At 27.9% G+C, this 26,888-nt stretch carries 25 protein-coding genes and 1 tRNA gene; 5 read left to right on the top strand and 21 right to left on the bottom strand.

Going from position 1 to position 26,888, the window contains the following annotated elements:
- The first annotated feature begins 9 nt into the window (after nt 1-9).
- Nucleotides 10-3,306, top strand: a complete 3,297-nt coding sequence (locus tag SY27_RS04055; RefSeq protein ID WP_045967547.1) for a WGR domain-containing protein — start codon at nt 10-12, stop codon at nt 3,304-3,306.
- Nucleotides 3,307-3,313: 7 nt separating this feature from the next.
- Nucleotides 3,314-4,957: a hypothetical protein gene (locus SY27_RS04050; RefSeq protein ID WP_045967546.1), complete on the top strand. Its 1,644-nt coding sequence runs from the start codon at nt 3,314-3,316 to the stop codon at nt 4,955-4,957.
- 202 nt (nt 4,958-5,159) lie between these two features.
- Here the strand turns inward: SY27_RS04050 and SY27_RS04045 are convergent, their stop codons facing one another.
- The 17 genes from SY27_RS04045 to SY27_RS03965 form a co-directional block, all read right to left on the bottom strand.
- Entirely contained in the window at nt 5,160-5,507 is a 348-nt protein-coding gene (locus tag SY27_RS04045; protein ID WP_045968256.1) for a hypothetical protein, read from the bottom strand.
- 478 nt (nt 5,508-5,985) lie between these two features.
- Nucleotides 5,986-6,813: a redoxin family protein gene (locus tag SY27_RS04040; protein WP_045967545.1), complete on the bottom strand. Its 828-nt coding sequence runs from the start codon at nt 6,811-6,813 to the stop codon at nt 5,986-5,988.
- A 253-nt stretch (nt 6,814-7,066) separates the two neighbouring features.
- Complete coding sequence (gwsS, locus tag SY27_RS04035; protein WP_045967544.1) at nt 7,067-8,149, bottom strand: grasp-with-spasm system SPASM domain peptide maturase; 1,083 nt, start codon at nt 8,147-8,149, stop codon at nt 7,067-7,069.
- 2 nt (nt 8,150-8,151) lie between these two features.
- Nucleotides 8,152-8,340, bottom strand: coding sequence for a hypothetical protein (locus tag SY27_RS04030; RefSeq protein ID WP_045967543.1), 189 nt, complete (start codon nt 8,338-8,340; stop codon nt 8,152-8,154).
- Nucleotides 8,333-9,268, bottom strand: coding sequence for a grasp-with-spasm system ATP-grasp peptide maturase (gene gwsG / locus SY27_RS04025; RefSeq protein WP_045967542.1), 936 nt, complete (start codon nt 9,266-9,268; stop codon nt 8,333-8,335). Before gwsG ends, SY27_RS04030 begins: the two co-directional genes overlap by 8 nt.
- A gap of 128 nt (nt 9,269-9,396) precedes the next feature.
- Nucleotides 9,397-9,621 (bottom strand): hypothetical protein, encoded by a 225-nt coding sequence (locus SY27_RS04020; protein ID WP_045967541.1) that lies wholly within the window; start codon nt 9,619-9,621, stop codon nt 9,397-9,399.
- 12 nt (nt 9,622-9,633) lie between these two features.
- Entirely contained in the window at nt 9,634-10,581 is a 948-nt protein-coding gene (locus SY27_RS04015) for a hypothetical protein (RefSeq protein ID WP_045967540.1), read from the bottom strand.
- A gap of 458 nt (nt 10,582-11,039) precedes the next feature.
- The gene (locus SY27_RS04010) at nt 11,040-11,840 is read right to left on the bottom strand and encodes an endonuclease/exonuclease/phosphatase family protein (RefSeq protein WP_045967539.1); all 801 of its coding nucleotides are present in this window, start codon (nt 11,838-11,840) and stop codon (nt 11,040-11,042) included.
- 189 nt (nt 11,841-12,029) lie between these two features.
- Complete coding sequence (locus SY27_RS04005; RefSeq protein WP_052705130.1) at nt 12,030-12,458, bottom strand: hypothetical protein; 429 nt, start codon at nt 12,456-12,458, stop codon at nt 12,030-12,032.
- Complete coding sequence (locus tag SY27_RS04000; RefSeq protein WP_045967538.1) at nt 12,455-13,603, bottom strand: hypothetical protein; 1,149 nt, start codon at nt 13,601-13,603, stop codon at nt 12,455-12,457. Before SY27_RS04000 ends, SY27_RS04005 begins: the two co-directional genes overlap by 4 nt.
- Nucleotides 13,604-13,612: 9 nt before the next feature.
- Complete coding sequence (locus SY27_RS03995; RefSeq protein ID WP_045967537.1) at nt 13,613-13,939, bottom strand: hypothetical protein; 327 nt, start codon at nt 13,937-13,939, stop codon at nt 13,613-13,615.
- 3 nt (nt 13,940-13,942) lie between these two features.
- On the bottom strand, nt 13,943-14,242 hold the full coding sequence (locus tag SY27_RS03990) for a hypothetical protein (RefSeq protein WP_045967536.1): 300 nt from the start codon (nt 14,240-14,242) through the stop codon (nt 13,943-13,945).
- 15 nt (nt 14,243-14,257) lie between these two features.
- The gene (locus SY27_RS03985) at nt 14,258-15,319 is read right to left on the bottom strand and encodes a type I restriction endonuclease (RefSeq protein ID WP_045968252.1); all 1,062 of its coding nucleotides are present in this window, start codon (nt 15,317-15,319) and stop codon (nt 14,258-14,260) included.
- Between the two features lie 10 nt (nt 15,320-15,329).
- The gene (locus SY27_RS03980) at nt 15,330-15,647 is read right to left on the bottom strand and encodes an HNH endonuclease signature motif containing protein (protein WP_052705176.1); all 318 of its coding nucleotides are present in this window, start codon (nt 15,645-15,647) and stop codon (nt 15,330-15,332) included.
- Between the two features lie 161 nt (nt 15,648-15,808).
- A complete protein-coding gene (locus tag SY27_RS03975; RefSeq protein WP_045967535.1) occupies nt 15,809-16,489 on the bottom strand; it encodes a response regulator transcription factor in 681 nt (226 codons plus the stop codon).
- Nucleotides 16,490-16,501: 12 nt separating this feature from the next.
- The gene (locus tag SY27_RS03970; RefSeq protein ID WP_152640698.1) at nt 16,502-18,163 is read right to left on the bottom strand and encodes a tetratricopeptide repeat-containing sensor histidine kinase; all 1,662 of its coding nucleotides are present in this window, start codon (nt 18,161-18,163) and stop codon (nt 16,502-16,504) included.
- 41 nt (nt 18,164-18,204) lie between these two features.
- On the bottom strand, nt 18,205-18,390 hold the full coding sequence (locus SY27_RS03965; protein WP_045967533.1) for a hypothetical protein: 186 nt from the start codon (nt 18,388-18,390) through the stop codon (nt 18,205-18,207).
- A gap of 353 nt (nt 18,391-18,743) precedes the next feature.
- Between SY27_RS03965 and SY27_RS18105 the strand changes: the two genes are divergently transcribed.
- Nucleotides 18,744-19,655 (top strand): hypothetical protein, encoded by a 912-nt coding sequence (locus SY27_RS18105; protein ID WP_052705128.1) that lies wholly within the window; start codon nt 18,744-18,746, stop codon nt 19,653-19,655.
- A 66-nt stretch (nt 19,656-19,721) separates the two neighbouring features.
- Here the strand turns inward: SY27_RS18105 and SY27_RS03955 are convergent.
- Nucleotides 19,722-19,795 (bottom strand) — tRNA-Arg (locus SY27_RS03955).
- A gap of 127 nt (nt 19,796-19,922) precedes the next feature.
- Nucleotides 19,923-20,558, bottom strand: coding sequence for a response regulator transcription factor (locus SY27_RS03950; protein WP_161794118.1), 636 nt, complete (start codon nt 20,556-20,558; stop codon nt 19,923-19,925).
- A 412-nt stretch (nt 20,559-20,970) separates the two neighbouring features.
- Here SY27_RS03950 and SY27_RS03945 point away from each other — a divergent pair, with 412 nt between their 5' ends.
- Nucleotides 20,971-21,921 carry a hypothetical protein gene (locus tag SY27_RS03945; protein ID WP_045967531.1) on the top strand — a complete coding sequence of 317 codons (951 nt, stop codon included), beginning with the start codon at nt 20,971-20,973 and terminating at the stop codon, nt 21,919-21,921.
- A gap of 364 nt (nt 21,922-22,285) precedes the next feature.
- A complete protein-coding gene (locus SY27_RS03940; RefSeq protein ID WP_082084301.1) occupies nt 22,286-24,181 on the top strand; it encodes a sensor histidine kinase in 1,896 nt (631 codons plus the stop codon).
- A 94-nt stretch (nt 24,182-24,275) separates the two neighbouring features.
- Here the strand turns inward: SY27_RS03940 and SY27_RS03935 are convergent, their stop codons facing one another.
- Together SY27_RS03935 and ftsZ are read right to left on the bottom strand one after the other, a co-directional pair.
- The gene (locus SY27_RS03935; protein ID WP_045967529.1) at nt 24,276-24,725 is read right to left on the bottom strand and encodes a GatB/YqeY domain-containing protein; all 450 of its coding nucleotides are present in this window, start codon (nt 24,723-24,725) and stop codon (nt 24,276-24,278) included.
- A 200-nt stretch (nt 24,726-24,925) separates the two neighbouring features.
- On the bottom strand, nt 24,926-26,878 hold the full coding sequence (ftsZ, locus tag SY27_RS03930) for a cell division protein FtsZ (protein ID WP_045967528.1): 1,953 nt from the start codon (nt 26,876-26,878) through the stop codon (nt 24,926-24,928).
- Nucleotides 26,879-26,888 lie beyond the last annotated feature (10 nt).

Genomic DNA, 26,888 nt, shown 5'->3' with positions numbered 1-26,888 from the left:
CTCTATTTTATGAAACTGATTCAACAATGTAAATTATTCTTCCGAGAAGGAAATTCAGATAAAGTATATGAAATAGACCTTTGTAAATTAACAAACGGTGAATATCTCGTTAACTTTAGATATGGCAGAAGAGGAGCATCCTTAAAAGAAGGAACTAAAACACCCGCAAGTGTAAACCAGCAAGAAGCGGAAAAAATATTTAATAAGCTAGAACAAGAAAAAAGAACAAAAGGTTATCAAACTGAAGAAGAAATTAATATTCCACTTCCTGTATTAAATCATTTAGACAAAAATACACTAGAAGGTCGAATATTACTTCGTTTACAAGATGCTGTTGAAAATACACAATCATTCAAAACCACTTGGAAAACGTCACGCGTTATTTGGAAAGCAGGAGAATTAGGCATTACTAAAGCGGCTCCTTATATTTTGAAATTAGCTTCAAAAGGTGATGATTTTCAATTATATGCTTCAATATGGGCTTTTATTCAGTTAAAAACAGTTGAAGCAATTCCTTTTTTAAAAACCGCAGCACTCCAAATTAAACAAAAGGATCATGTTCGTTGGTTAGCTTACGAAGGCTTATTTCAATTAATGGAAGAAGGTGAAGATTTAAATGAGATAAAAAGAAAATGTTTTACTTTATTACCTGAAACCTTACAAGAAGTTATTAAAGAAGGCGAAACAAATGCTACATTCCATTTTTATTCCTTGCAAATAGAACAAAAACTTGCTTTAGAAGGCTTTTCTGCTTTTTATTTATTAAGTCTATTTAATCCGCAATGGAACAAAGGAATACAAGCTATTATTGAGCAAATTCCTTTTATTCCTCCTTATTTTAAAACAATACGATCATTGTATAAACTAGCTCAAATACGCAAAGATTATACAATACTAGCACTACTCTCTTATCGATTAGAAAAAGAAGACCCTATGTACACTCGTCGGGCATCATTAGATCCAGACGGTTATCCTACTCATCAATATATTAATAGTATAGGTGAATATTTAAATATAGGAAAAGAATTAAGAGGCAAAAATAGTAGAGTTGCTTTTTCACACAATACAAAATATTATTTCCAACAAAATAGTGTAACTCATCTTATACAATTAGGAACACAAAAAGATGGAAAAGATTATATAAAACTAGCCATTAATCAACTTCTTCAATACACAGAAGCAGATTATACCGCTAAAATAAAACAACCTCCACAGCAATATGGAATGTATTCTTATGAATTAAGACAATATCTTTTTACCTCTATTGAATATGCTGAATGCTCAAAAGCTTATTTATTATCGAGTATTCTTTTTGGGAATGACTCTACTAGGATGTTGACTCCAAAATTAGAATTAATTCATAGCAAAACTTATGAAGTAAGTGACAAATGGTATTATAACGTCAACAATGTGCGCCCTTATAATCCAGAAAATAAAGCTACAAAAAAGGAATCTAAAGAAGAAAAAGGGCTCTTAAGTACATTGAAAAACTTCTTTTCTAAAAAAGAAACTATTGTTCCTGAAACCATATCACAACCTGAATCTACTTTAACAGAAGTATCACAAAGAACAGAACTCTATCCGGAACATTGGGATGCTTACCCTGAAGCTTACATTCAATTGTTAATGATGGGAAAAATGAACCTCATTCATCAATTTGCTTTTGATAGATTGCAAACTCATGCTAACTATGATGCCATAAAAAAAAGATTTTCTCTTGAAGATATCATTCAGCTTTTACAAAATCCTTTTGAAATTCCTCAAAAATTAGGATATCAAACACTAGAAAATCGAAAACAGGAATTTGAAAAACTGCCTAATTACATGCTTTTGTTGCTTAATGTATCACATCAGCCTACATTAACTTGGGCAAGTAGAACAATTAGTTTTAATCGTTCTTTCTATTTAGAAAATGCAGAAGCACTAATTGCATTACTTTTTAATAATCAGGAGTTCTTAGATACTTGGATTATAGAACAGTTAGAAGCAATTCGATTCAATGAAGCAACAACTAAAGAAATTGTAGAGCAAACCATTCAAAAACTTATTCTCTTAACAGATACTCCTGCACATAATATTTTAGCTAAAAAAACCATTCAACGCTTAAAAATAGTAGCTAAAAATCAATTAGCTTCACTTCACCCAAAAATCATCAGTTATTTACTTGAAGCTCCATTGGGTATGAATGCTTTATTAGCTAGTGAAATTATTGCACTTAAAGCACAAGCGAATGAAAACATTCCTATTTCACTTTGTGTTGAATTTATCCAAAATCCGCTACAAGAAGTACGTTATATAGGACTTGATTTATTACAAAAAGCTTCTGAAATAGATATACAAACGCATTGGAATACTGTTTTAACATTGCTTCAACATGATACTGCAATGGTAGTTCAAACCGTTTTAAATTTAGGATTACGCCCTAGTTTAGCTTCTCAATTACAAAGCACGTGGATACAAATTGTTCAAACATTAATAAGCAAACCTGCATTTGAAGGCAGTCATTCTTTTATTATCAATCAACTAGAAGCATATAAGGCTCATTTACAATACTTAGAACCTAATTATCTACTTCAGGTTTTATTTGCTAATTATAGAGATGTACAAATAGAAGCATCTTTGTGGTTATATGCTTATCCAAAAACAAATACATTTACTTTAAGACAAATTATTGCTCTAGCAGAAAGCGAGCTTTTAGCCGTTCGTCAATGGGTATGGCAATACTATGAAAATAATATTGAACGAATTAAAAAAGAAAAAGAAAGAGCTTTATCTTTAGTTGATTCAAAATGGGAAGACACAAGAACTTTTGCTTTCCAGTTTTTCCGCACACAGTTTGAAGCTTCTGATTGGACTACAGAAACACTTATTAGTTTAGTAGATTCTGTTCGTGACGATGTTATGCAGTTTGGTAAAGAATTAATCATGCGCTATTTTACAGAAGCGCAGGGTCATCAATATCTAATTGCTTTATCTCAACATCCTAGTGAAGTAATTCAATTATATGTTTCCAACTTATTAAAAGAATATGCTACCGATTCTCCTGAAAAATTAGAACAACTCGATTTCTATTTCCGTTCAGTATTATTCCGTGTGCACAAAGGTAGAATTACCAAAGAACGTGTACTTGATTTTCTTATAGCAGAAGCTTTAAAAAATGAAAAAGCAGCACATTATGTAAATGGTTTGTTTTCTTATTTATCAGCTACTTCTGCTTTGCAAGATAAAGCACGATTTATATTGGCTTTAAGTCAAATACAAGATTGCTATCCGCAAATGGATTCTTGTTTAATTCTTAATTCTTAGACTCATCATGATTTTTGATTATAAATACAAAGGAAATTCAAAAGTAAACACCGATGCTAATTCAGTAGGGATGAATTTTGCTCCTGATGTACAACGCGATCCTACTTTTTTTGTGGGGAAATTACATAAAAAAATAGCTTTTCGTGAAGCTATATCTGCTTTGCATGATGTGGTGGTTTCCGATTTACGTTTTGTTCCTAAAGATCGTGAGGAATATAAAACTTGGTTAAAAGAACAAGAATCGCTTTGGCTTTCTGAATATATGGCTGAAAACCAAATTGAAGCTACTCGTCAAAGAATAACTGCTTTACGAGAAGAATTACAAGAAGTTTACAAAGAAAAAAATAAAGTATTAGGTCCTTTTAACAAAGCAAAAAAAGCTTATTTTGACTATTTATACCAAAAGGACAGAGATGCTTGGTTTGTATTAGATCCTGTAATTACGGTGCATCCAGATGAAGTCTTTTTTGAATGTTTTAGTCAAGATGAATCTTCTTATGGCAAACTAAGTTGTAATTACAATGTGTTTACCCAAATTGATACGTTTGCTTGTGGAACTACTAATATTGATTATTCACAATCACTTTATAATGAATTTCAAAAAATAAGAGACTATAAAGAAACTTCATTCTCTATAGATCCTAGCGGATTTGAAGCAAGTACTACTAATGAAGAAACTTACAAAGAAGTAAAAATAGACTTACCTGATTCTTGGGTAAGAGGTTTTCTACAAGTAAGCTCGGCTATGACTTTGCCTGCTGTTACTTTCGACTTACATCCGCAAGATATGTATCTTTTATGTTCTTATCTAAGGCGTTTTAAAGAACAAAAAGGGCCTCGTGCGCTTCGTTTTATATTGAAACCTGGACAGCCTATACAGGTAATGTTTGAACCCTGGAATGAGATTTTCACTTTTTACCGTTCGCCTTACACAGGTTCGCAAGATAAAACCATTAGAATATGGGGAAGACGTCGTTTACATATTTTAGAACGTTTGTTACCTATTGCTAAAACTTTTACAGTGCATCTTCTAGGAAATGGATTACCTTCTTTCTTCATTGCCAATTTAGGTGATATGACTTTTACATTAGGATTATCTGGTTGGACAGCAAATGACTGGAGTCATTCTGGAAATTTTGATTTAATGGCTCCTCGTAGTACAGTTGACAAACAAACCCAAGAATTGGTTTTTACTGCATTAAAAAAAGATTGGTTTGCTCAACCAGAACAATTATCCAAAACATTAGGTCTTGATTCTCATATTGTATCTTCTTCTTTAGCTGCTTATACACAAGCAGGAAGAGTGGTTTATGATTTGCATAAAGGTGTTTATCGTGTACGTGAATTATCACAAGAGCCTTTATCTGTAGATGCTTTCCGTTTTGGAAGTCCGCAAGAAGAAAAAGCAGATTTATTACTAAAACAACAAAATATCATAGCAAAAGGCGAAGTAAAAGGCGATATGCTACACCTGTCTTCAAAAATTAAAGACGGCAGACAAACTTATGCAGTGGAAGCCCAAATTGACAAAGACAATCGTATGATTAGTGGTTCTTGTCAGTGTGATTATTTTATTGCAAACGGATTGAGAAAAGGGCCTTGCGAGCATTTATTAGCTTTGCGAATGGAAGCTGCTAAAGCTATGCCTTGATGAATGTTTTTTTTGATATAGACTAAAAATTATCAAGAGACTATTCTAAAAGTATTAAAATTATCTTTTTGAAATTAAAGATTCAAAAAAGTTAATTTATTTGCTTTGTCAACTCATTGTGCTTGTGTCATAATTTAAAAAATTAAAACAAGCCTAACAAAGCAGTTACTTTTAAAATAGTCTCTTTTAGTTATTTAAGAAATTATTTTTTGGGAGTAGGTTTTTTTCGCTCACTTTTTTTCTTACCACCTGCCATCTCATATTGAGAACTGTTTTTTCCATACTTTGTGGCTACACCAGTTAAAATACGTTCGTTCCAGTCCTTTACTATCTCTATTTGACTGATGCATTCATTATATAAATCATCAATTGTACTTAAAGCGGTATTGTAAGTATTTAATTTTGTTGATAACGTATTAATTACAGCTTCATAATTGGGAACAGTAATGTCACTTCCTAAATCTAATGCGCTATCAATACTTTTTACCGCTGCTAAACGAATATTAGCCTTCTCAAGGTCTAATATTCTGGCTAATTTTCTTCTTGCCATAACTTTCAGTTTTAAATTATTATTCATTTAATTCATTCGAAATAATTAAAACAAATGTTGTGCCATTTTGAAATAAAAATTTGACAAAAATGATTATATATGTTAATTTTTTTACAAAAAAATATCATTTTTATTAATTAATCTAAGATTATTAAACATAATTAGATTAATAACTAACAAAAATGAATTAGTATTAAATCAAACTTAATTACTATTAAGCATAATCTAATTAGTATTAAACCAAACTTAATTACTATTAAGCATAATCTAATTAGCATTAAACCAAACTCAATTACTATTAAACATAATTTAATTAGTATTAAACCAAACTTAGTTACTATTAAACATAATCTAATTCGTATTAAACCAAACTTAGTTACTATTAAGCCTAATTTAATTTATAATAAACAAAATAGATCATTCAGAGAAAATAGAAAATACATCTCTCTTTTACTGATTAGTATATGGGGTTATGGGTTTACTTTTCAATATCTTCTATTATATCATATATATTATTTAAAATAACATATTTCTCATAAGCTGGGTAACCATTATAAACTACTTTATTATTCTTTATAATTATAATAGTAGGATACAATAAAACACCCATTTTTTTTGATTCTAAATCATCAAAAACATAAAGGTTTTCAAAGTCAAATTTTTTATTTTCAATGAAGTTAACCGTTTTATCAAATTCGTCTCTTTCAATAGCAACATTAACTGAAAAAAACTCTATTTTATTTTTATTTGCAAAATGATTTGTTACATCATTAAACAGGGGAAATTTTTCAATACAAACACCACAACTAGTTATCCAAAAATCTAAGACATAAATTTTATTCTTATCTAACTTCAACAATTCTTTTTTAGAATTATATAACTTTATTTCGGTTTCAACTTCACTTGTGACCTCCTTGAAATTATTAAAGTAGTGAATATTTTGCATCAATATAGTTGATGAAAAAATAGAGTAAATTATAATTGAAACAACAATAATAATTTTCTTGAACACTGTTGTTGCGTTATAAAAAATGTATGATAAAAAAGATACTACTGGTAAAGTAATAATAATGATATATGCTTTATCAAATTGAACTATTTTAAACACACTCAACAACAGTAGAAAAACTGAATATGAAAAACAAACAAAATATTTATTAATCCTAATTCTAAATTTTTGGAATAAAGTAATTGAAATAAAGGCTAATAGCATAAATAATGGAATGTATACTGAATATTCATCACTAATAAAACCTGCGATTAAATTATTTAACAATATGACAACAAAAAAAATAAAATATTTCATAATTTAATTACATTTGGCATTTAGCAGTACAACTTTCAAGGAGTAAAAATCCACAACCTTTTTTTCCATCATCTCTACATTCAACATTTGTTCTTTTTTAAAACAGTGTCTTTAAATTTTATTTCTTTTAAACTTTCTAGTTTCATAATTATTAAATTGAGTTTTATAATGTTTTTCACATGTTCCACTCCTAATACTAATACAAAACAATCAATGAGTTAAGTCCGTTTTACACAAAAAACACATCTCTCTTTTAGTCTGTTTTACTGATTAGTTCTTGCATTCCATAGTATTGAATTGCTTTTTGTTTTAATGGATTAGTACTCCATTCTTCCCACTGATTTGTATATGGGTCATAGCCACATTTTAGAGGTTTGGAATATTGGTTTTTGGGATCTTCTATATAAGCACGACAATCGGTGCAGATATGACGAAATTCACAATCTTTGCAAATGTCTATTTGGTCTTTGGTAATGTTCCAATATTTTTTAAAGTCTTTGTGTTGCAATGCTTCTTCTAATGTGGTGTTTTTAATGTTACCAAAGCTTTGAGAAATTGCTGGACAATTTTTTATGTTACCGTCTTTATCTATGGCTATTTTTTTGTTTAGGCAGGAGTTGTGGTTAAGTGATTCTAGAACTTTTTCTTTGTTTACTGAAAAATAATCATTTCCAATTTTCCCACAATGACTAAAGTTATTTATTTTATAATCCAAAAAAGTTATTGGAAAACTAGCTAAATCAATAATTTTATTTCTGTTTTTCGAATTATGTATCAATAATTCAGTCACTCTAAAATTATATTTATCAATATCTTTTATGAATTTAATGATTTCTTCTGAATAATGAACAATTAGTTCAATTGACATAAAATCTGAATTTTTAGTCAAAGTTAAAATATTCTTAATTTGATTAATTTCTAACTCCTCGTATGCGATAAATTGAATATTTCTGCACATCAAATTTTCAAGACTATTAATAATTTTCTTCAAATTAGTGATATTAAATGCACTTATTTCAATAACAAAATTTGATAAATTAGATGGTATTTCAAAAGTATTATTCATTTCAGGAAAAAAATCGAACTCTTCATAATCAACATACAATCCAAATTCTTTTGAATTTAGAAATTCTATGTACTCATCAATTATTTGTTCGTTTTCTAATCCATAAATCATTTTTATATCATTAATAGATTTTCTTTTATTTAATAATTCAATAATATCAAACATTGAGTTTGGAATTAATGTATAATCTTGTCTTTGAATATCTAAGATTATTGATCTATTGGAACCTCTAAAAATTTTGCAGTTAGTGTGAGTCTTAAAAAATAACATATCTAAAATCTAGTTATTGGCTTATAGAATTTATAAATTGGAAAATTATCAGTAAAATATTTTTCAGAAACAGCAATTTTATATTTGCTAATATTTTCGATTGACCTTTCTCTATATTTTAATTCGAAAAATGACAAGGGAAATAGTTCTTTATTATCTTTAAGATATTTTTTAATTTCTTCTTTAGTCATATTTTAGTGTTTTTGCAATAAGTTTTTCAATATTATAATTACAGGGATAAGATGTCATTCCAAATTGACCAATTGGATTTACTTCTAGAAATACAAAGTCATTTTGAGGAGTAACAATCATATCAATAGATCCTGAATTTAAAGATAATTCGTCCATTAGTTGTTTTATTTTATTCTCAATATAATTAGGTAATTTAAAAGGTATTGTTCTATTTGGTTTCTCTTTATTATAATCTCTAAAGTCTATTTCAGTTTGTTTGCTGTTTTGAGAAAGAATAGCCATTGAATAGAATTCATTATTAAGAAAGAATGAGCGGATCTCATACTTTTTTTCTATATAATTCTGAACTAAAGAAGGAAAAAAAAGATCTGAAGAAACGTCTTTAAGAGTGATCTTTTTAGTGTAGTTATAGATTGTGAAATTTTGAAAATCTTGCATACAATCTCCACTTACAGACTTTGTAATTAAAGAATTATTATAGGATTCTAAATTTTTAAAAGAATCTTTCAATGATATTAAATAATCTATAGGTGTTATTAAGCCTACTTTTCTAGCTTTATCAGAAATAATAAGCTTATTAACATCAGAATTATTAAATGAGTTTATTTTATTCAAACAATCAAGTTTATACATTATAAATTCTATTATTTTTTTAGTTTCAAATTGTTGGAAACTATTAAACTGCTTTATAGATGAAAGTTTAAAATTTGCTAAATTAAATAAACCTCTTCTGTACCAATATGATTTTATTTCACTTAGAAAAAAAGATTTATTATTTATTAATTCAAATTTGATGTCACTTCCTAAAAAATGAATATTTAATGGATCTTCTTCATTAATTCTTATCCAGTCTATTCTTTCTAAATCTAACCACTCAGTTACAATTGTAGTAGAGGTGTCAAATCTATTTGATAAAATTAATATCATTGAGATATTCTTATAATTTTGTAAAATTTAATATTTCTTAAACGACCTTGCCTTAAGCAATTATTGTGATATATGGATTAAAAAAGACTGTCAAAAAAATGACAGCCTTATAATCTTTACTGAATTGATTATTGAGTTAAATCAAAAGTAAAAGCTTCACCAGTTGCAGTACCATCCCACATCATTTGTCTTCTGATATCACCACAATTCCAGTTAGCATCAGTTTTAGCTGTAGCCGTATCTTGATGCGTTAATGAAGCGTCATTTCTACCTCCATAAGCTAATTGTGAATTAGACATTGTTGCTTCAGGATTTTCTGCCTGAAATTCTTTAATTGATTTTAATTTTTGCATAATATATTAAATTTAGTTAATATTCATATCATAATTATATTTGGCTTTCAATCGCCATTTTGAATAATTTAAATTATTTAAACCAACACTTTTTCTAATTGAATCTATTTTTTTTGGATTAATTAAAGGTGTAGAATGTCCTTGATAATCAAGAAAGCTTCCATATAATTGTTCATCTGTTTGATAAATTTTTAATTTGTCATAGACAGTTGCATAATTATAAGGTGGAGTTTCTCCTTTACGTAAGGATTCATATAACTTTGGTAACAATATACTATCCATAAATGCTGGAGAACAATGCAAATAAACAGCTAATAGTTCAGTGTCTTTCTGATTATATTCATAGTATCCAATTTTTTTTACGCTAGGATAGCCATATTTGTTGAAAATGGTTATAATTCTATTTTCATTTTGTTTATTTATATTTTCTTGTCTATTTATCTTTTCAATATTCTCTTCGATAACTGGTCCTTTTCCTCTTACATCTTTGTCTTGAGCAACCATTAATTCTACTGTATCCCTTAATTTTAAATCTAAACTTAAAACATATTTCTCTGAAAATAATGAAAGGTCGTTTTTATTAAATTTAGACTCTTTTAAAATTTTATTTAATAATGTGTCATTTTCAAAAAAGATATAATTACTACCATATCTTTGAAATGATTTTTGAAGAATTTTATCAATTTTCGCTTTATTTTTTTCAACTAAATAAGAAGCCATTAAATACGTTTCATATTCTTTGTAGCCTGAAATATTAATAGGTTCGTACTTTTTAAACAAACTATCTAAAATCTCATAAGAACGTTTATAATCTTTAACAATAAACAAACTATCTGCTTCAAATACTTTTAGATAATAGGGTATATAATTGGCGTCTTTATCTCCTATTTTGGTATAAGTGCTTTTGCAAGAGAATAGAATTATTAATAGAAACAATAGAACTAAAGATTTTTCTTTCATTTTATTTTTGTTATAATTTTGTAAACGCGCAAACTTATAGATTATTTTATATGTTAGATAGAAAATTAACGGATTTAGTTAAAATTTATGATTTATTACATTAAAACTGTAATAAATGTTAAAAAAACAAATCCTTTCTTGTTTTCCGTTTGTTTTCTTCTTTGCGAAGTACTCGGATATTTTAAAAAAAGAGATTATTTGTATTGCTTTTTTTATAATTATTATATACAATTATGTGTGTTTTTTATATAAAGTACAATAATCCTAATTAAGGAAAAACAAAGGAAATAACTCTATAAATAATTCAGGTACTATTCATTACTTTAAAGTTCCAGAATTTGTTTTAGAACACTTTGAACTTATTAAAAAAGTGAATAAGAGATTAGAAGAGGAAATCGAGGAATTAAAAGAAAGGTTAATCCATAAAAGTGAATAACAAAGAAACCGTTGTTCAATTCTTAATAACACACAAACCAAATAGGAATATGATCTGAGATATTTCTAGCTTCACGTAAATCGTTAAAATCTTTATAAAAGGGAATGATTCCAAATTCTTTAACCTCAACTGTTTTAGTATTATAAAATATATTATCAAATTCTGAAGCCAAACAATCTTCTTCGTTAATGCATTTTTGACGAAGTGAGGTTTTTTGATTTACAAAAACAGGTTGGTAACCCATTTTTCGCAACGGAAAGAAAACGGTGTGCGATTGGGGACAATTGAAATCGCCTATAAATACCAAATTTTTGTTAGGATACAAGGCTGGCAGAAACTTAAAATATTTTATTTCGGTTTCGGGTTGTAGCTTTTTGGTTTTAGCATGAAAATTAACTAGGGTAATTTCTTTTTCACCAAATTTAAAAGTTGCCAAATAGGGTTCTCGTTCAATTTCTTCTACATAGGTTGGTTCCAAAAAAGCTTCTCCTATTTTTTTTACTTTGCTTGGTTTCCATAAGAATGCATAACGCTCGGCTTTATAAGCACTACCCGATGTTGGATTGCTTATTACATAATCCCATTGTGCTCCTTTTCGATTTAGTTCGTCTACTAATAAAGCGACTGTTTTTGCTCCACTTTCGCTTACTACTACTTCTTGCACTGCTACAACATCAAATCCTTTTAAAGTGTTTGCCATATAAATTATGTCTTCTGCTGATTTGGATGTGCCTAAATTTTCTATGTTCCAAGAGCAGATTTTAATTTGACTAAAAGTACACAGACAAAATAGTAGGGCTAAGAAAATAAATTGGGGCTTCATTATGGTTTTTAGATTTTTCGGAAAATACAATTTAATTTTAAAATGGAGTAAAAATCGGTTAATTTTTCACGCTTTTTTAAAATTATCTTACCTCTATTTTGTTGTTTATACCAAATAATACTTGTCAAAAACAGAAGATTGAATTCATAAATAAAACAGGTAAACTCTTTTACTAAATGATAGGAAAAGTTATTCTACTACAAATTCATATTCTTTTTTATCCTCATCAGTTCCTTTTAATACTCCATATCGTATCCATTGTACGTAGATATCTTTTTCTACTCCGTTTGTATTTGTTATTTTTCCTGCTCCATATTTCCCGCGTACATTTACATTTCCTCTGACTTCGTTACCTAAACTATCTTTACTTATGATATCATAATTATATTCATAATAATCTTGTTTACCTGTTCGATATTTGTATTTATATTGATTATCTATATGATACGTTCGCCTTTCTTCGTTATCAATTTCTTCTATATCGTCTGGTGTAATAGTAGGTGCTTCTTGATAAAACGATTGTACTTGTCTTGTTTCTTCTTTTACTGGTGGTGCCTGATTGGTTTCTTTGCAGGAAAGGAAAAGAAAAAGGAATAATAGGAGTAGTTTTTTTGTCATAGGGATTGTTTTTTATAATCAAAAGTCACTGGAAATTTTCTAGTTGTTATGATTGGTTCATTGAAAATTTGTTTTTCATATACTGGATTTACTTGTAGATCTATAAACTCTTCATCTCTGTACTTTACATGCTCAATTACTGTTGAAACTTTAATATTTACATCAATACCTTGAAAATCATTATCATTATATAAAACAATATGATAAACACCTTGCATCATACCTATATTATCAAATTTTTTATATCCAGCGATACCTTTACCAAAATCATATCCTTTATATTGAGCACCAGAAAAAAACAAGTTTTTATTCACTTCATCAACAATTCCATAACTAACATCATGTCCTATAGTAGGCAAAACCAAATTTGTTACAGTTCCAACTGCTAAAGCTCCCAGAGGTGAAAAAGTCAACTTTGAGCCTGTTTGTACTGCTCCAACAATAAGTTTCCTATTTTGTTGCCAAGCTTTATTAGATTCTTCACCAACTCCTATCCAATATGCCCAAGCCACAACTCTTTTAGTTTCATATTCACTTACTCTGTTTTGTGGTAATACAAAAAATAAAGAGGTCTTATTTCCATTACTATTTGTTTTTGAATGTACTCTTTGTGATTTATCAAAAATCATTTCTTCTGTTTTTTCTTCAGATTCAATAACCTTTCTTGTTTTTTTTATTTTTAGTGTATCGTATCTTACAATCACATCTTTTGTATAAGAATTCCAAGTAGTATCTTGCTCTGTAACCCATTTAACATTAGTATTAAAATCTTTAAGGCTTTCATTAGTTGGAATGCGCTGAATTTTTATTTTACAGATTCTCCCTCCAAGTGAACTATTATAGAATCTAAATTTATAAACTCCTTTTGAATTTACATTTATAGTCTTATTTTCAATTTTAGAAGTTTTAAAATCTGAGAATTTTGAAGAAGAAGGGAATTCTACAATTTCAACTTCTTTAACTTCTTTGCCATTTATTTCTGATACATTAAAAATAATCTGATCTCCTTCTTCAAAACCAAAATAGAGTATTTCTTCACTTAGGGCTTTTATTTTTATTGTTTGCTCTGTTATATTAATTAGAGTTTGTGACAGAATTAAATTAATGGTTAGTAAATTTATTATAAAAAATAATTTTATTTTCATCTTAATTTGTTATTTTATTAATACATATAAATAATATGGAGAACCTCCATTCGGTCCACCACCACCAGCAACTTCATTAAGTAATAAATCAGAAAAATTATTTATAAGTATTTTTTCCATTTCATTTATATATTTTACAGACGAAGTTTCATATTTAACTATCATCTTTTCCCATTTTTTATTACTTCCATTATGTTTTGAAAAACGATTTAAAGGGTTTGAAGTAATACCTACTTTAACTCCTTCATAATGTCTAAGGTACTGAGCAATACTTTTTATTAGAGATGCCTTGACATCATTGAAAGAACCTGTCCAATGATCGTATATTAATATCATAATTTATTGTTTTTCACAAGTGTTTTTTCTGTTTGCTAATACTAGTCTTATGCTTGACATTATTTCCATTTCATCTACGTTTGAATTTGAATTATGTGTTTTACATAAAGGAATTATATACCAATTCATATCTATAGAATTTGCTTTTTGGACATGAGCACCAACTAAATCGGTCTTTTCACAACAATCAATTTCTGAACACCAATTTACCTTTTGTCCACTATAATTTTTCCAATGTTGTAACCAACTTCCGCAATTACAATTGTTATCAGAAGTTCCATTAATGTTTTTTACTTTTGTCATAATTTTTGTTTTATATTAACTATTTTCAACTTCATAAAACCCAACAGTCTCTAATAATTCATTTTCAAATTGATAGATATCATCTATAGTTTCTATTGGTTGACGGGTTTCATTTTTATTACTATCTATTAATCCAATGTATTTTTTATTTCCGTTTAAGTGTAATCTACATAAGGGTTTTCTATTGTTGTCATCTAATAGGATTCCTAAATAAGATTGTGTGTCTCTGTGAACAATACGTTGTACAGGGATTTTTCGTCTTAATATGGCTACTACAATTTTATATGCTTCTAGTTCTTCTTCTGTTGTAATTACTCTAATATCTTCCTCGATAGGTTCTACTTGATCTTCTAATTGTTTTTCAGCTTCTTTGGTTAGGGCAGCATTTAATCGGTCGTTTACTTTTTCACTGATGAATTGGTTAAAGCCTTTTTGTACCAGTTCCTTAAACTCTTCTAAAACTTTTTCAGTTAATCTTCCTGAGTAAACTTTATTTGCAAATAATCGTACAAATTCGTTTGAAGGTGTATTTGTTTCTTCTTGAATAAATTTCTTAATTTCTTTAGTATATTTTAAGGAACTTGCATTGTTTACAATATTGTTTACATCGAAATTTGACTTGTGAAATTTGGCTATTTCATTAATCACATTTTCTTTTAGACTAGTTATATCAAACTCTAAAAATGGTTTCTCGTCCATTTTATTTTTCTCATCTAAATCGGTAAAAAACTGATATTGAATGCCGTTTGTAAGCAAAGCAAAACGTGTTTTTGTAACATGGAAATAACGTAATAACTGTGAGTTATGAATGTTTAAATTTTCTTTCCAATTTTTACATTCTATAATTAGAATAGGTTCGTTGTTTTCAAAAATAGCATAATCTACTTTTTCGCCTTTTTTCAACCCAATATCTGCTGTAAATTCAGGTACAACTTCAGTAGGGTTAAAAGTATCGTATCCTAAAATATTTATAAACGGTAAGACAAAAGCGTGTTTTGTAGATTCTTCGGTTTCTATTTTGTCTTTTAACTGATTAATTTTATCGGCTAAAGCTTTTAGTTGTGTGTTTAGTTCCATTTTTGATAATTTATTTAGCATTCATTAAACAATAATTGTACGCAGGATAATCATCACCTTTCTTCCTATTATTTTGCCATTGTAAAGGCTGCAAATTTGGCAAATCATCACTCCCTCCATTTGAAACAGGATTAATATGATCAATTTCCCATCCTGTTCCTCCTTCAACAGTGAATCCATACTGATTCCAATCAATCCATGCTCCACAATTATCCTTTCTTCTTACGCTTGGGTTTACTCCTGGCACAACAACTGCCTTATTCCAAACAGCTATTTTTATCTGTTCTGACCAACTACCACCATCTCTATTTGTATTTCTTTTTCTCATTCCTTCCTTTTTTAAATTAATAATATCCAAACTTATAACCATTGAAAATGAATTCCTTACGGAAAACCGTAAAACCAGAAATTATTTCATAAAGCATAAAAAAAACCTATCAGATTTTAAAATCTGACAGGTTTATAATGATAAAATTAGTGTTCTTTTTATTACACTAATCCTAAATCTTTTGCCATTGCTATTAAATGTACTGTGTTATTGGCTTTAAAGTAAATTTTTAATTTGCTAATGCGTTTTTCAATAGTACTTTTACTATTAGGTGTTATGCCTAGTTCTTTGAATTTGAATTCCATTTCTTCTTGTGAAACGCCATTGGAAAGCTGTTTTATTAACTCTAAATCATAGTCGTCTATTTCATTATCTGTTTTGTCTTGAAATACATGAGCAATATTTGGAGAAATATATTTTTCTTTTGAATTAAAAACGGTTTGAATTGCTTTTTTCAACTCTGGAATGCTATTTCTTCCTTTCATCACAAAAGCATTAATTTCATAGCTATCGAAAAGGTTTTTTATTCTATATGGTTTATCTTCTATTGAAAAAGCTATAATTTTTATATTAGGTTGTACTATTCTAACGGTTTGTATTAAATCTTCTCCTGAATGAAGTTTAAGTTCATTTTTTCTGTGATCTTCTTTAAATGAAAGATCTGTAATTAGTAAATCATATGGTTCATTGTCTTGTAATGCTTTTCTCATTTTTAATAAAGCATCGTCGCAATATTTAGCATAGTCAATTTGTTCTTCCAGAATATCTAATTCTTTAAGAGCTTGCACAACTGCAAAATTTAATCCATCAATATCTTCGGCAATTATTACTTTTGAAAACATCATAATTTATTATTATTTGGGAAATTCAATATTAATTTTCACTCCTTTGTTTATTTCTGATTCAAAAATAATACTTCCTTTTATACTATGAATACGGTTTTCCACACTCTGAAGTCCACGTTTAGTAATTTTTTCTTTTTCAAATCCTACTCCATTATCTGAATAGCTGATTTGTATGCTTTTTTCTTGTTCTTTAAATCCTATTACAACTACTTCTGCTTTGCTATATTTTTTCATATTGACTAACAATTCTTGCAAAACACGGTGAATTTCAATTTGTTTTTCGGCACTTATTAATTCCCAATTAATTTCATTACTTCCTTTTTTAATGATATTTACTTCGTCCGATTTGTAACTCATTAGCATTTCATTTAATAAATTACCAAAATCTTTTCCTGTTTTTACACCACTGGTTTGCTTGGAAATATTTCGTGCTTTATCATAAATAACATCTAGACCTCGTAATATACTTTCTTTATTGTCTTTGTTTTGCAAATCTTGAGTTTCAATAAAGGTCATGGTATTAAAAACATCATTAGCTAACTCATCGTGTAGTCTTTTAGAAATTCGGGTTTCAGTTTCATAAGCTGTTTTTTGTATTTTTTCTTTGTTTTTCTTTCTAATGAAATAAAATATAAAAATACCTGATAGTACGCTTACTATAAAAAGTAATAAATAAATAATTTTTTGCTTTTCATGATTCTTGCTTTCTTCTATTGCTAAACGCGAATCATATTTAATTTTTGCGAATTGATTTTTTGCAGTTTGTCTAACAAAATTAATGCTGTCTCTTAAAAAACTAAGCTTTTCATAATAATTTTCAAACTCATCTTTATTAGAAGTATTTCTAATTAAAATATCTAATGCTTCCAATCTATCATCTGGACTATTTACTTTAGTAGCAATATCATAAGCATTTAAAGCAAATCTATTCGATTCTGAAGTAATAGAATCTTTAAAAAAACGTGCTAAATGTATTAATGGAGCTATTTTTTGATATTCATCTCCTATGCTATCTCTAATTCTTAATGACTCTGAAATATAATGATAGGCTTTATTTTTGTTTCCATTATTAAAATAAGTAAAACCTAAATTATCAATTATTCGTGCATATTCAACTCTATCATGTTTTAAATTTTCTACTTTAATTAGTGATTGATATATTTTAATTGCACTTTGAAAATCATTATTCACTATATATATAACCCCTTTGTTATTAAGCATTGTTAATTTATCTTTTTCAGAAATTTTTCCTTTTAAACACAAATCATAATACTTTAAAGCATTACCAAAATCAAGCATTCTCTGATAAGAAGTACCAAGCGAACTATAAATTGAATAAATATAATTAGAATCTTTAACTTCCTTAAAATAATCAAAAGCTTCAGTAGCTGTAGCTTCACTTCCTGAATAATCACCTTTTATTTTTTGAATTTTAGCCATTTCAGCTAGCAAATAAACCATTCTATCAGATTCAGATTCATTTGTGAGTAACTTTGCTTCATTAAAATAAAAATAAGCACTATCTAGATTGATAATTGAATCTCTATAAAAAGTAGCTTTGTTAGAGAATTTTGTATAATCATCAACAACAATTGTATCTTTTTCATTATTACACGAAAAAAGAAAAAACAATAGAAATAAAAACGGGAAATGTTTCATAATGAATTGCATTTCCCGAATTTATGAAAATAAATCAAATAAATTACATTTGATTATGGAATTGGAATTACTGGAACTGGTGGTGGAGGTGGATTGATAGTTCCTGTTTGACCACCTGTTTCACCACCAGTATCATCATTTGCATACTGATTGGTTGTTTCCGAAATATCTTCTGCTGTACATGATGTAAAGCTTACTGAAAACAAAGTAACTGCTATTAAAATATATAATCTATTCATGATTTTAAAAATTAAAAATTTGACATAGGAATAGCTGTTCGAGATTTTCTCGAATTTTGATTATTACAGCTATTGCCGTTAACATTTTGCTTTTGGGAAGTGAGTGAGCTAGAACAGAAAAGTCTTATTTATACTTCCCAGATAAAAATCATAATCTGTTTAGCATCACTTTTTTAGAAGTAGTTTTGTACATTTGTTCTAATCGCGAAATAGAACAAGAACTAATTCTGATGCAAAGATTTGTCAAATTTTTGGCAGTGTTTATACGGAATTCTGATAGTTCTGATAGTTCTAATTAAGTCTGAAAAAATCAGATAGAATCTTGAAAAATCTGAAAAATCTAAAAATAAAATATGGTGAAAAATTACTTAGACGAATACAGAAATAGCATAAGAGACCAATATGACATTGAAAAAAATGGAACTCATACTAATTTTTTATTGAATCCTTCAGAAGCAAACCTGAGAGACTTATGTATTTTACTTTTTAAAGAAAATAAGAATGTAGATGATTTGACTAGTTTTAGATTATATTTTGGTTTTGATTTTTCTATTCAGACTGCTCATGAATTGAACGACATTAAAAAATTAAATAAATTTAAACCCATTGGCCGTTTTCTAAAAAGAAAGTCTAAGTTAAAAAATATTGATGGATTAAATTTAGCAGCCATGTTAGTAGGTTTTGAGAATAGACCTTATAATAAGTTTTCTAAGATACCTTTAGAAGAAGATGGTAAAAATAAAAATTCTAAAAACTTACCATTAGAACAAGAAATCATTGATGAGAAAAAAAAACATCCAGATCTGGAAGACAATAAAGAGGATGAAAAGCAACCAATTTTAGGAATTATTGGTAAAGATTGGTTAACTCGGAATAAAAGGGAAGTAGTAATAGCAAGCAGTGTTTTAGTTTTGGCTTTAGTTTTTTTTGGAATAAATTATTCTATGACAGGAAAAGCATGTATGGAATGGATTGACGATCACTATGAGGTAATTGACTGTGATACTCCTAATGAAGATGGAAACCGATATATTTCGCCTAAAAAGGATGACTCTTTTATAGAAAATTTCAAAAAGGTTATGCCGTGTGACACAACTTCTTACAAAGATAAAAATGGAAATGCTTGTTTGTGGTATGGAAAATCTGCTAGTGGAGACATGGAATTTTTTAATGCTTTACATTATCATCCTGAAACGAATAAAACATTAAAGGAAGTGAGTGATCATATTTTTAGCAACTATATTGAGGGCACTCCTTGTGAATAATATTTAAATATAAAAGCAACAAAATAAACCAATCTACGTGTTTATCTTGTTGCTTTTTTAAAAGTGTGACTTCGGCAGGATTCGAACCTGCAACCAACGGAGCCGAAATCCGTCATTCTATCCAGTTGAACTACGAAGCCTTTTTATTTGTATTGCAAAAATATTAATTTCTATAAGTTAATTGTAGTATATTTTTTATTTTATTAAGGTAGAAATCATAAACAATATTTAATTGTGTTATTGTAGTTAACAATTTTTGTGTAAAGATCACCATGTAACCAATTCATTTTCGACGGCATATCGTACCAAACCTACTACATTTTTTGATCCTGTTTTACAAAACATACTACTTCGATGTGTTTCTATGGTACTTATACTTATAAATAATTTTTCAGAAATTTCTTTATTCGAATATTCTTTACAAATTAAATCTAATATTTCCATTTCTCTTACAGTTAAACAATTAGTTTGAAGGCTACTTCCCGATTTATTATTTATAATTTCCATCATAATAGCAGTAATCTCACTACTGTAATAAGTGCCTCCATTAATTATTTTGTGTATGGCTCTACACAATTCTTGTTTACCCGCAATTTTTAAGATAAAACCTTCTGATCCTGCATTTAAAATACTTTTCACTTCTTTTCTATCACAATCCATGCTTAATACAAGTATTGGAATTTGTGGTTTTTCTTTTTTGATTTTAAGTATTAAATCTACACCGCTAACGTCTGGTAAATTTAAATCTGTAATTAAAAAATCGACTGTAGTATTTAAAATAATTTCTAAAGCTTCTTTTCCTCTAGTTACTGGAGGCAATAAATCTAGTTCTCCATAAGATTCTAAAATTGATTCTAGACCTTCTAAAAATAACATATGATCATCTACTAATAGTGTTTTCAACTTTTTTATATACATAAATTTTAGTTATTAACGCATTCTAAAATAATAAATTAAATAAAAAATAGCAGTATTTACAAGGGAAGGTTTTATCCATTTTATGTTAAATGATATCTCAAATGTAATGAATATATATTATTTTATTTTATAACATTATTGCAATTTTAAAAGAAATTAGCTCCGTTTATTCATTAAAAGAATATTTTTTTGAATAAGTGTATTGTTAGTTTAAAATGGTATTTTTTAAAAATAACAATTTCTGTCCTATTTTTCTGTTTTTATGATTCTTATTTTATCAAGTATGGAATTGCATCATGGAATACCATGAGATAAAATCATGGTTTAACACTATTTTTTTTGTTATTATAAAATTTGAACTTTACAACTACAAATAAATAATTAAACAATTAAAAACATGAAAAAACTATTTTTAAACAAGCTCAATTTAGTATTGGCTTTAATCGTACTGACGTTTGCAAGTTGTGAAAAGGAGAATGATGGAATTGTTCCAGCACAAGATCAGACTAGTCAATCTATTGAAAATTTAAAGGCAGCCTTGTTACCTCCAACTACTCAAGAACTTCCTAAAATTGTTAGTGATCAAATTAATAGTAGTAAAGCTAATCTATTACATTACACAGACAAAGGTATGGAGATTTTAGAAGTTACCGTTTTGGGAACAATTAACACGGCAGATGCATTAAATTTATCAAAAGAAATAATATCTAGTAAAGAAAGTGTAGTGGCTAATGGTGATGTTGCTGAACCATCCTCAATAGTTGCAGGTCCATTAAAAGATTTATACTCTGGGAATGAATTACTAGAAATTCAAGATAATCTAAATGAGGTTGCTACTAATGAGTTAAAAATTAATGACCAAATTCTTGAAATTACTTGGAATATTAAAAACAAAAAAGTTAAATCTTTGTGTTTTTATAGAACTGATGGGATTGTTTGGGACAATGTAATAGGTGGTTTGGTTATTATGGAACAACCACAAATTGAAGAAAGTTCACAAGGTGATTTTCACTCAAAAGTATCTTCTAAATGGAGAAGTCTTACATGGACTGCAAACTGGCTTTGGGGATCAAAAAGAGGTGAAATGGGAGCAAAAATAACAATATACTATTCAAGCTCAAGAGTTACTAATACTGATCGCTCAGATTGGGGGAATATATCATTAGGAAAAGCAAGAAGCGAAAGTAAGATCTTAAATAATACTGGTTCTTATGGTAAAATTAGATACGCATTAGGTCTTTGTACTCCAACAGGTTCTTTAAGTTTTAATAGTAGTAATTTCACAGTTAGTTTTTCTGGACTAGGTAGTAATATTATTGCTAATGGAACTTTAACTTTATATCCATAATAAAAAATTACATACACTTTAAAAAGGTTGTCAAATGAATATTTATTTGACAGCCTTTTTTTATACAATCTATTTAATCAAACTGTCTTACTTGTTTTTTATCGTCATAAACAAGTTTATGAAAGTAGTACAAATTCATATCTATTTTTAGTCGTATGTTATTCTTTTTTGATGCAATTATATTTTTTTAATTATTTATCATGTTGTGTTAAAAAAACTATATATTTATAGTGTTTCATACTTTTAAAAGTAGGGTAAAATTATATCTCCAAAAATATAATTCCCTAGTAAAAGTAAAATATGAGAAGGAGAATAACTGCACAATTACCACTATTAGATTTTATTTTATCCAACTCTAAATCGTATGAAAAATTTTATTTTTTTGTTGTGTATTCTTTCTTTTCTTATGAGTATATCTCAAAATACTGTAGATAAAAATATTCTTTATAAAAAAATTGACACCATAAATGTATTAGTACAAGAAAGAGAAATCGAAAAAGCGAATAGTATTAGTGCAGAAATTCAAAAAAAATTAATTTCATTTGATACTAATACAAAATTAAATATATTATACAAGTTAAGTCTATCGTACTTACATCATAGTTATAATGATGAGGCAAAAAAAATACTATTAACTACTATACCTGAGATTAAACACTCTAATGATAATGAAATAAACGGGAAACTTTATAAGCAATTATGTTACATTGGTATTATTGAATATGATATTCCTTCTGCTACTAAATATTATGAGCTTTCAAAAAAATATTTTAATAAAACCTCTAATTCAAATTTACAATTCAACTTAGATTTACTTGTCTACAAAATGTATCTTAATCTTAAAAAATATGATACAGCGTTAAAAATTGCGAATACTTGCTATTCGAAAAGTTTCCAAACGAAAGATAGTACACAATCTATAGATGCTTTGTCTGCATTAATAGATTATTATAAAGCCATAAAAGATTATAAAAATGTTTTAACATACTCAAAAAAAGGGGTTGAAATTAGTTCTGCTGGCTTCTTAAATTCATATTCTTATTTTTTAGAAGAACAGTCAAATGTTTACATTCATCTTAAAAAATATGATTCTGCTACTTTATATTTTAAAAAAGCCTATAATGCTGTATCAAAAGATACTTCCCCTTTTCACAATTATAAAGCTTGGCGTATTAATAAAATTGGAGCCGAATTATATACTCTATTGAATGATAAAGAAAATGCTATTAAACATTTAGATTTAACTAGTGAATATCCATTTGAAAATAATTTAAAAGAACAAAGTGAATACATTTTTTTCAAAGCAGGTATTTATGAAAAATTAGGAAACTTTGATTTGGCTTTAAAAAACTTAAAATTATATTTAAACTTGAAAGATGAAATTGAGAAAAAAGAAGCGCAAAAGTATTTGATAAAATATACTTCTTTGTATGAAAGTATAGAAAAAGAAAAAAAAATTAATTCTCTGATAAAAGAAAATCATGAAAAAGAAATTCTAATATATAAAAGTAATCTGAAAAGAAAATTTACTTTATTCTATTTTACAATACTATTCATATTCACTATTTTATCTTTATATATTTGGTATCATTTTAAAACAAAAAAAATATTAATTAAAGCTGAAAATTTACGGTTTCAATCGGTTATAGATGCGCAAGAGAAGGAACGAATTAGAATTGCAAAAGATTTGCATGATGGTTTAGGTCAGAATATTTGTGCTATAAAAATGATTTGTTCAAACAGTTTGGATTTAGAGAATAAATCAAACCTAAAATTATTGCATATTATTGATGAAACTTATGAGGAGATTCGGAATATTTCTCATAATATGATGCCTAGTGTTCTCATTAAAAAAGGATTAATTCCTGCTATAAAAGAGATGATTGAAAAAATAGAACATAGTAGCAATATCTTTTTTGATTTTGAATATGATTGTTCGAATAAAATTGAAGAAGATGTATCAATTTCTATCTATCGTATTATTCAAGAATCGATTTCAAATATAATTAAACACTCACAAGCAACTAAAGTAAAAATAAAATTAGGAAAAGAAAGAAAAAATCATGTTTTACTAATTAAAGATAACGGAATAGGATCAAAAGATTTGTCAATAGCTAATCTAATTAATGAACCTGATAGTAAAACACAAAAATTAGGTATAGGTTTAAAGAATATTCTATCTAGAACAAAAATGATTAAAGGTAATATTCACATTGATAGCAGTGTCAATCAAGGAACTTCTTTAAAAATATTTTTTTAGATTATTATTTTAAATGAAAGGTATAAAATGATTCAGTAAGAATTTTTATTCTTTTAAGTACATTTTATACCTTTTATTTAATGTTATTTAAATATTATACTAATAACTTCTTAACAATAGTAGAAATAGTTTTCCCTTCTGCTTGTCCACCTATTTGTGCTGAAGCTAATCCCATTACTTTTCCCATAGATGCAATTCCAGATGCTCCTGTTTCTGCTATTATTTTTGCTATAATTGCTTCAATTTCTGTTTCTGATAATTGTGCTGGTAAGAATTTTTCAATAACTGCAATTTGTGCTAATTCTGGTTCTGCAAGATCTTGACGATTTTGTTTTGTGAATATTTCAGCACTATCTTTTCTCATTTTCACTAAACGTTGCAACATTTTAATTTCGTCTTGCTCTGACAATCCTTCTGATGCTCCTGTTTCAGTTTTTGCTAATATAATTGCCGATTTGATAGCTCTTAATGCTTCTAATGCTACTGTATCTTTTGCTTTCATGGCTTCTTTCATATTGTCCATGATTTTTACTTCTAAACTCATATTTTTTGATTAATTAATTATGTCTTTATTTTTGTTTTTTATTTTTAAAAACAGCATAACCGTTTTATTTAACTTTCTCTGTTAATGTGCAGAATATAAAAGATTACTGAAAAAGCCTTTAAAAAACTGTCACAAAAATAGTAAAAAAAATCCCGAAAATTTTACTTTACGGGACTTAGGTTAGGTTAATTTATGGAGATTTAATCTACATTATCATGTAAGAATGAGTTATTAGACCTTAATTGTAAATCATCATTACTATCTGATCCTAACGACATTCTAGATTGATTGCTTGTTGTGTTTGGTGTTGATGTAACATCAATTCCCATACGCTTATAAGCTGGTTGTTTTTCAATTTCGTCTATATGAGACGCATTATTATTGAATTTATAATTAAATTCTTTCATTTTGCGTTTACGTTCTTCTGCTCTTGCAATTAATGTTTCTTCTATTGTCATTTCAAAAGGAGATACATTCTCTAAACCATCATTATTTTGTGCTGCTGGTTTTTCTGTTTTTTTAACTGCAAAATTTAATTCTTCATCAACTGGCTCTTGAACTTCTTCAATAGGTTTTGATACTATTAATTCATTTTCCTTTTGCAAATAATCTTCTAAAGAATATCTTATTACTCCATTTTGATTTACTTCTGTAACAGGAACAACATTAATAGGATCTTTTACATCTATTTGTCTTGTATTCTCAGTTACTTCTGTTCTTTCAAAAGTTGCTCTTTGTTCTACCTTTTGTGTTCCAAATAAATCTAAAGAAAATGACAAGTCGTCCTTAGTTACTACAAATTCTGGCTCAACAACTTCAATTTCTCTTATTTTTGGTGTAACAATTTCAAAACTTGGTGTTGGAGTTGGTGTTACAATTTCAAAAGAAACATCCATATTTTTGATTGCTTCATTTGTTTGAACTAAATCCATTGTTGGTTTAACATTTTGAATTTCAAATTGAATTTCTTGTTTCTCTTCAAGATTATAAACCACTTTTTCGTTTCCCTCTACATCAGAATTAGTTTCAGACTTGTTTTCTTGTTTTGATTCAAAAATAGGTTCATCTACCACCATATTTGCAATGGTTTTATTTGTTAAATCATGAACTATTTTTTGTTCCTCTTCTAATGAGTGAATAATTTTCTTTGGTTCTGAATTAACAATTTCGGCTTGCTGTTCTATATTAAATCCTGTTGCAATAATTGTTACTGCTACTGAATCTTCTAATGTTTCATCTTCACCTACTCCCATGATGATATTGGCATTGAAACCAGCTTCTGTTTGAATGAAGTCATTTATTTCTCCAATTTCATCAATTGTAATTTCTGAAGTACCTGAAACGATTAACAACAGTACATTTTTTGCACCTGTAATTTTATTATCATTTAATAATGGTGAATCTAAGGCACTCATTATTGCTTGTTTTGCTCTATCTTCTCCTGCAGCTATAGACGATCCCATAATAGCTGTTCCACTATTTGAAAGTACCGTTTTTGCATCTTTTAAATCGATATTTTGAGTATAGTGATGTGTAATAACTTCTGCAATTCCTCTTGCTGCTGTTGCTAATACTTCATCTGCTTTTGAAAATCCTGCTTTGAATCCAAGATTTCCATACACTTCTCTTAATTTATTATTATTAATAACAATTAATGAATCAACTTGTTTACGTAGTCTTTCAACTCCAAGCATTGCTTGCTCTGAACGAACTTTTCCTTCAAATTGAAATGGAATTGTTACAATTCCTACTGTTAAAATATCTCTTTCTTTTGCTAACTGTGCAATTACAGGTGCTGCACCAGTACCTGTACCGCCTCCCATACCTGCTGTTATAAATAACATTTTTGTGTTTGTATCTAACATTTTTTCAATGTCAATGATACTTTCTAATGCTGATTGTTGCCCTACTTCTGGGTTTGCCCCAGCACCAAGACCTTCAGTAAGACTTACCCCTAACTGAATTTTGTTTGGAACAGCACTGCTTTGTAAAGCTTGTGAATCTGTGTTACAAACTATAAAATCAACTCCTTTAATTCCTTGTTTAAACATATGGTTGATGGCATTGCTACCACCTCCTCCTACTCCAATAACTTTGATAACGTTGGATTGGTTTTTTGGTAAATCAAATGAAATGCTTGTAAATTCTTCCATAATAGTACTT

The organism is Flavobacterium sp. 316 (assembly GCF_000967805.1).
GTDB classification, from domain to species: Bacteria; Bacteroidota; Bacteroidia; order Flavobacteriales; family Flavobacteriaceae; genus Flavobacterium; species Flavobacterium sediminilitoris.
This window is presented reverse-complemented; position numbering and strand designations above follow the sequence as displayed.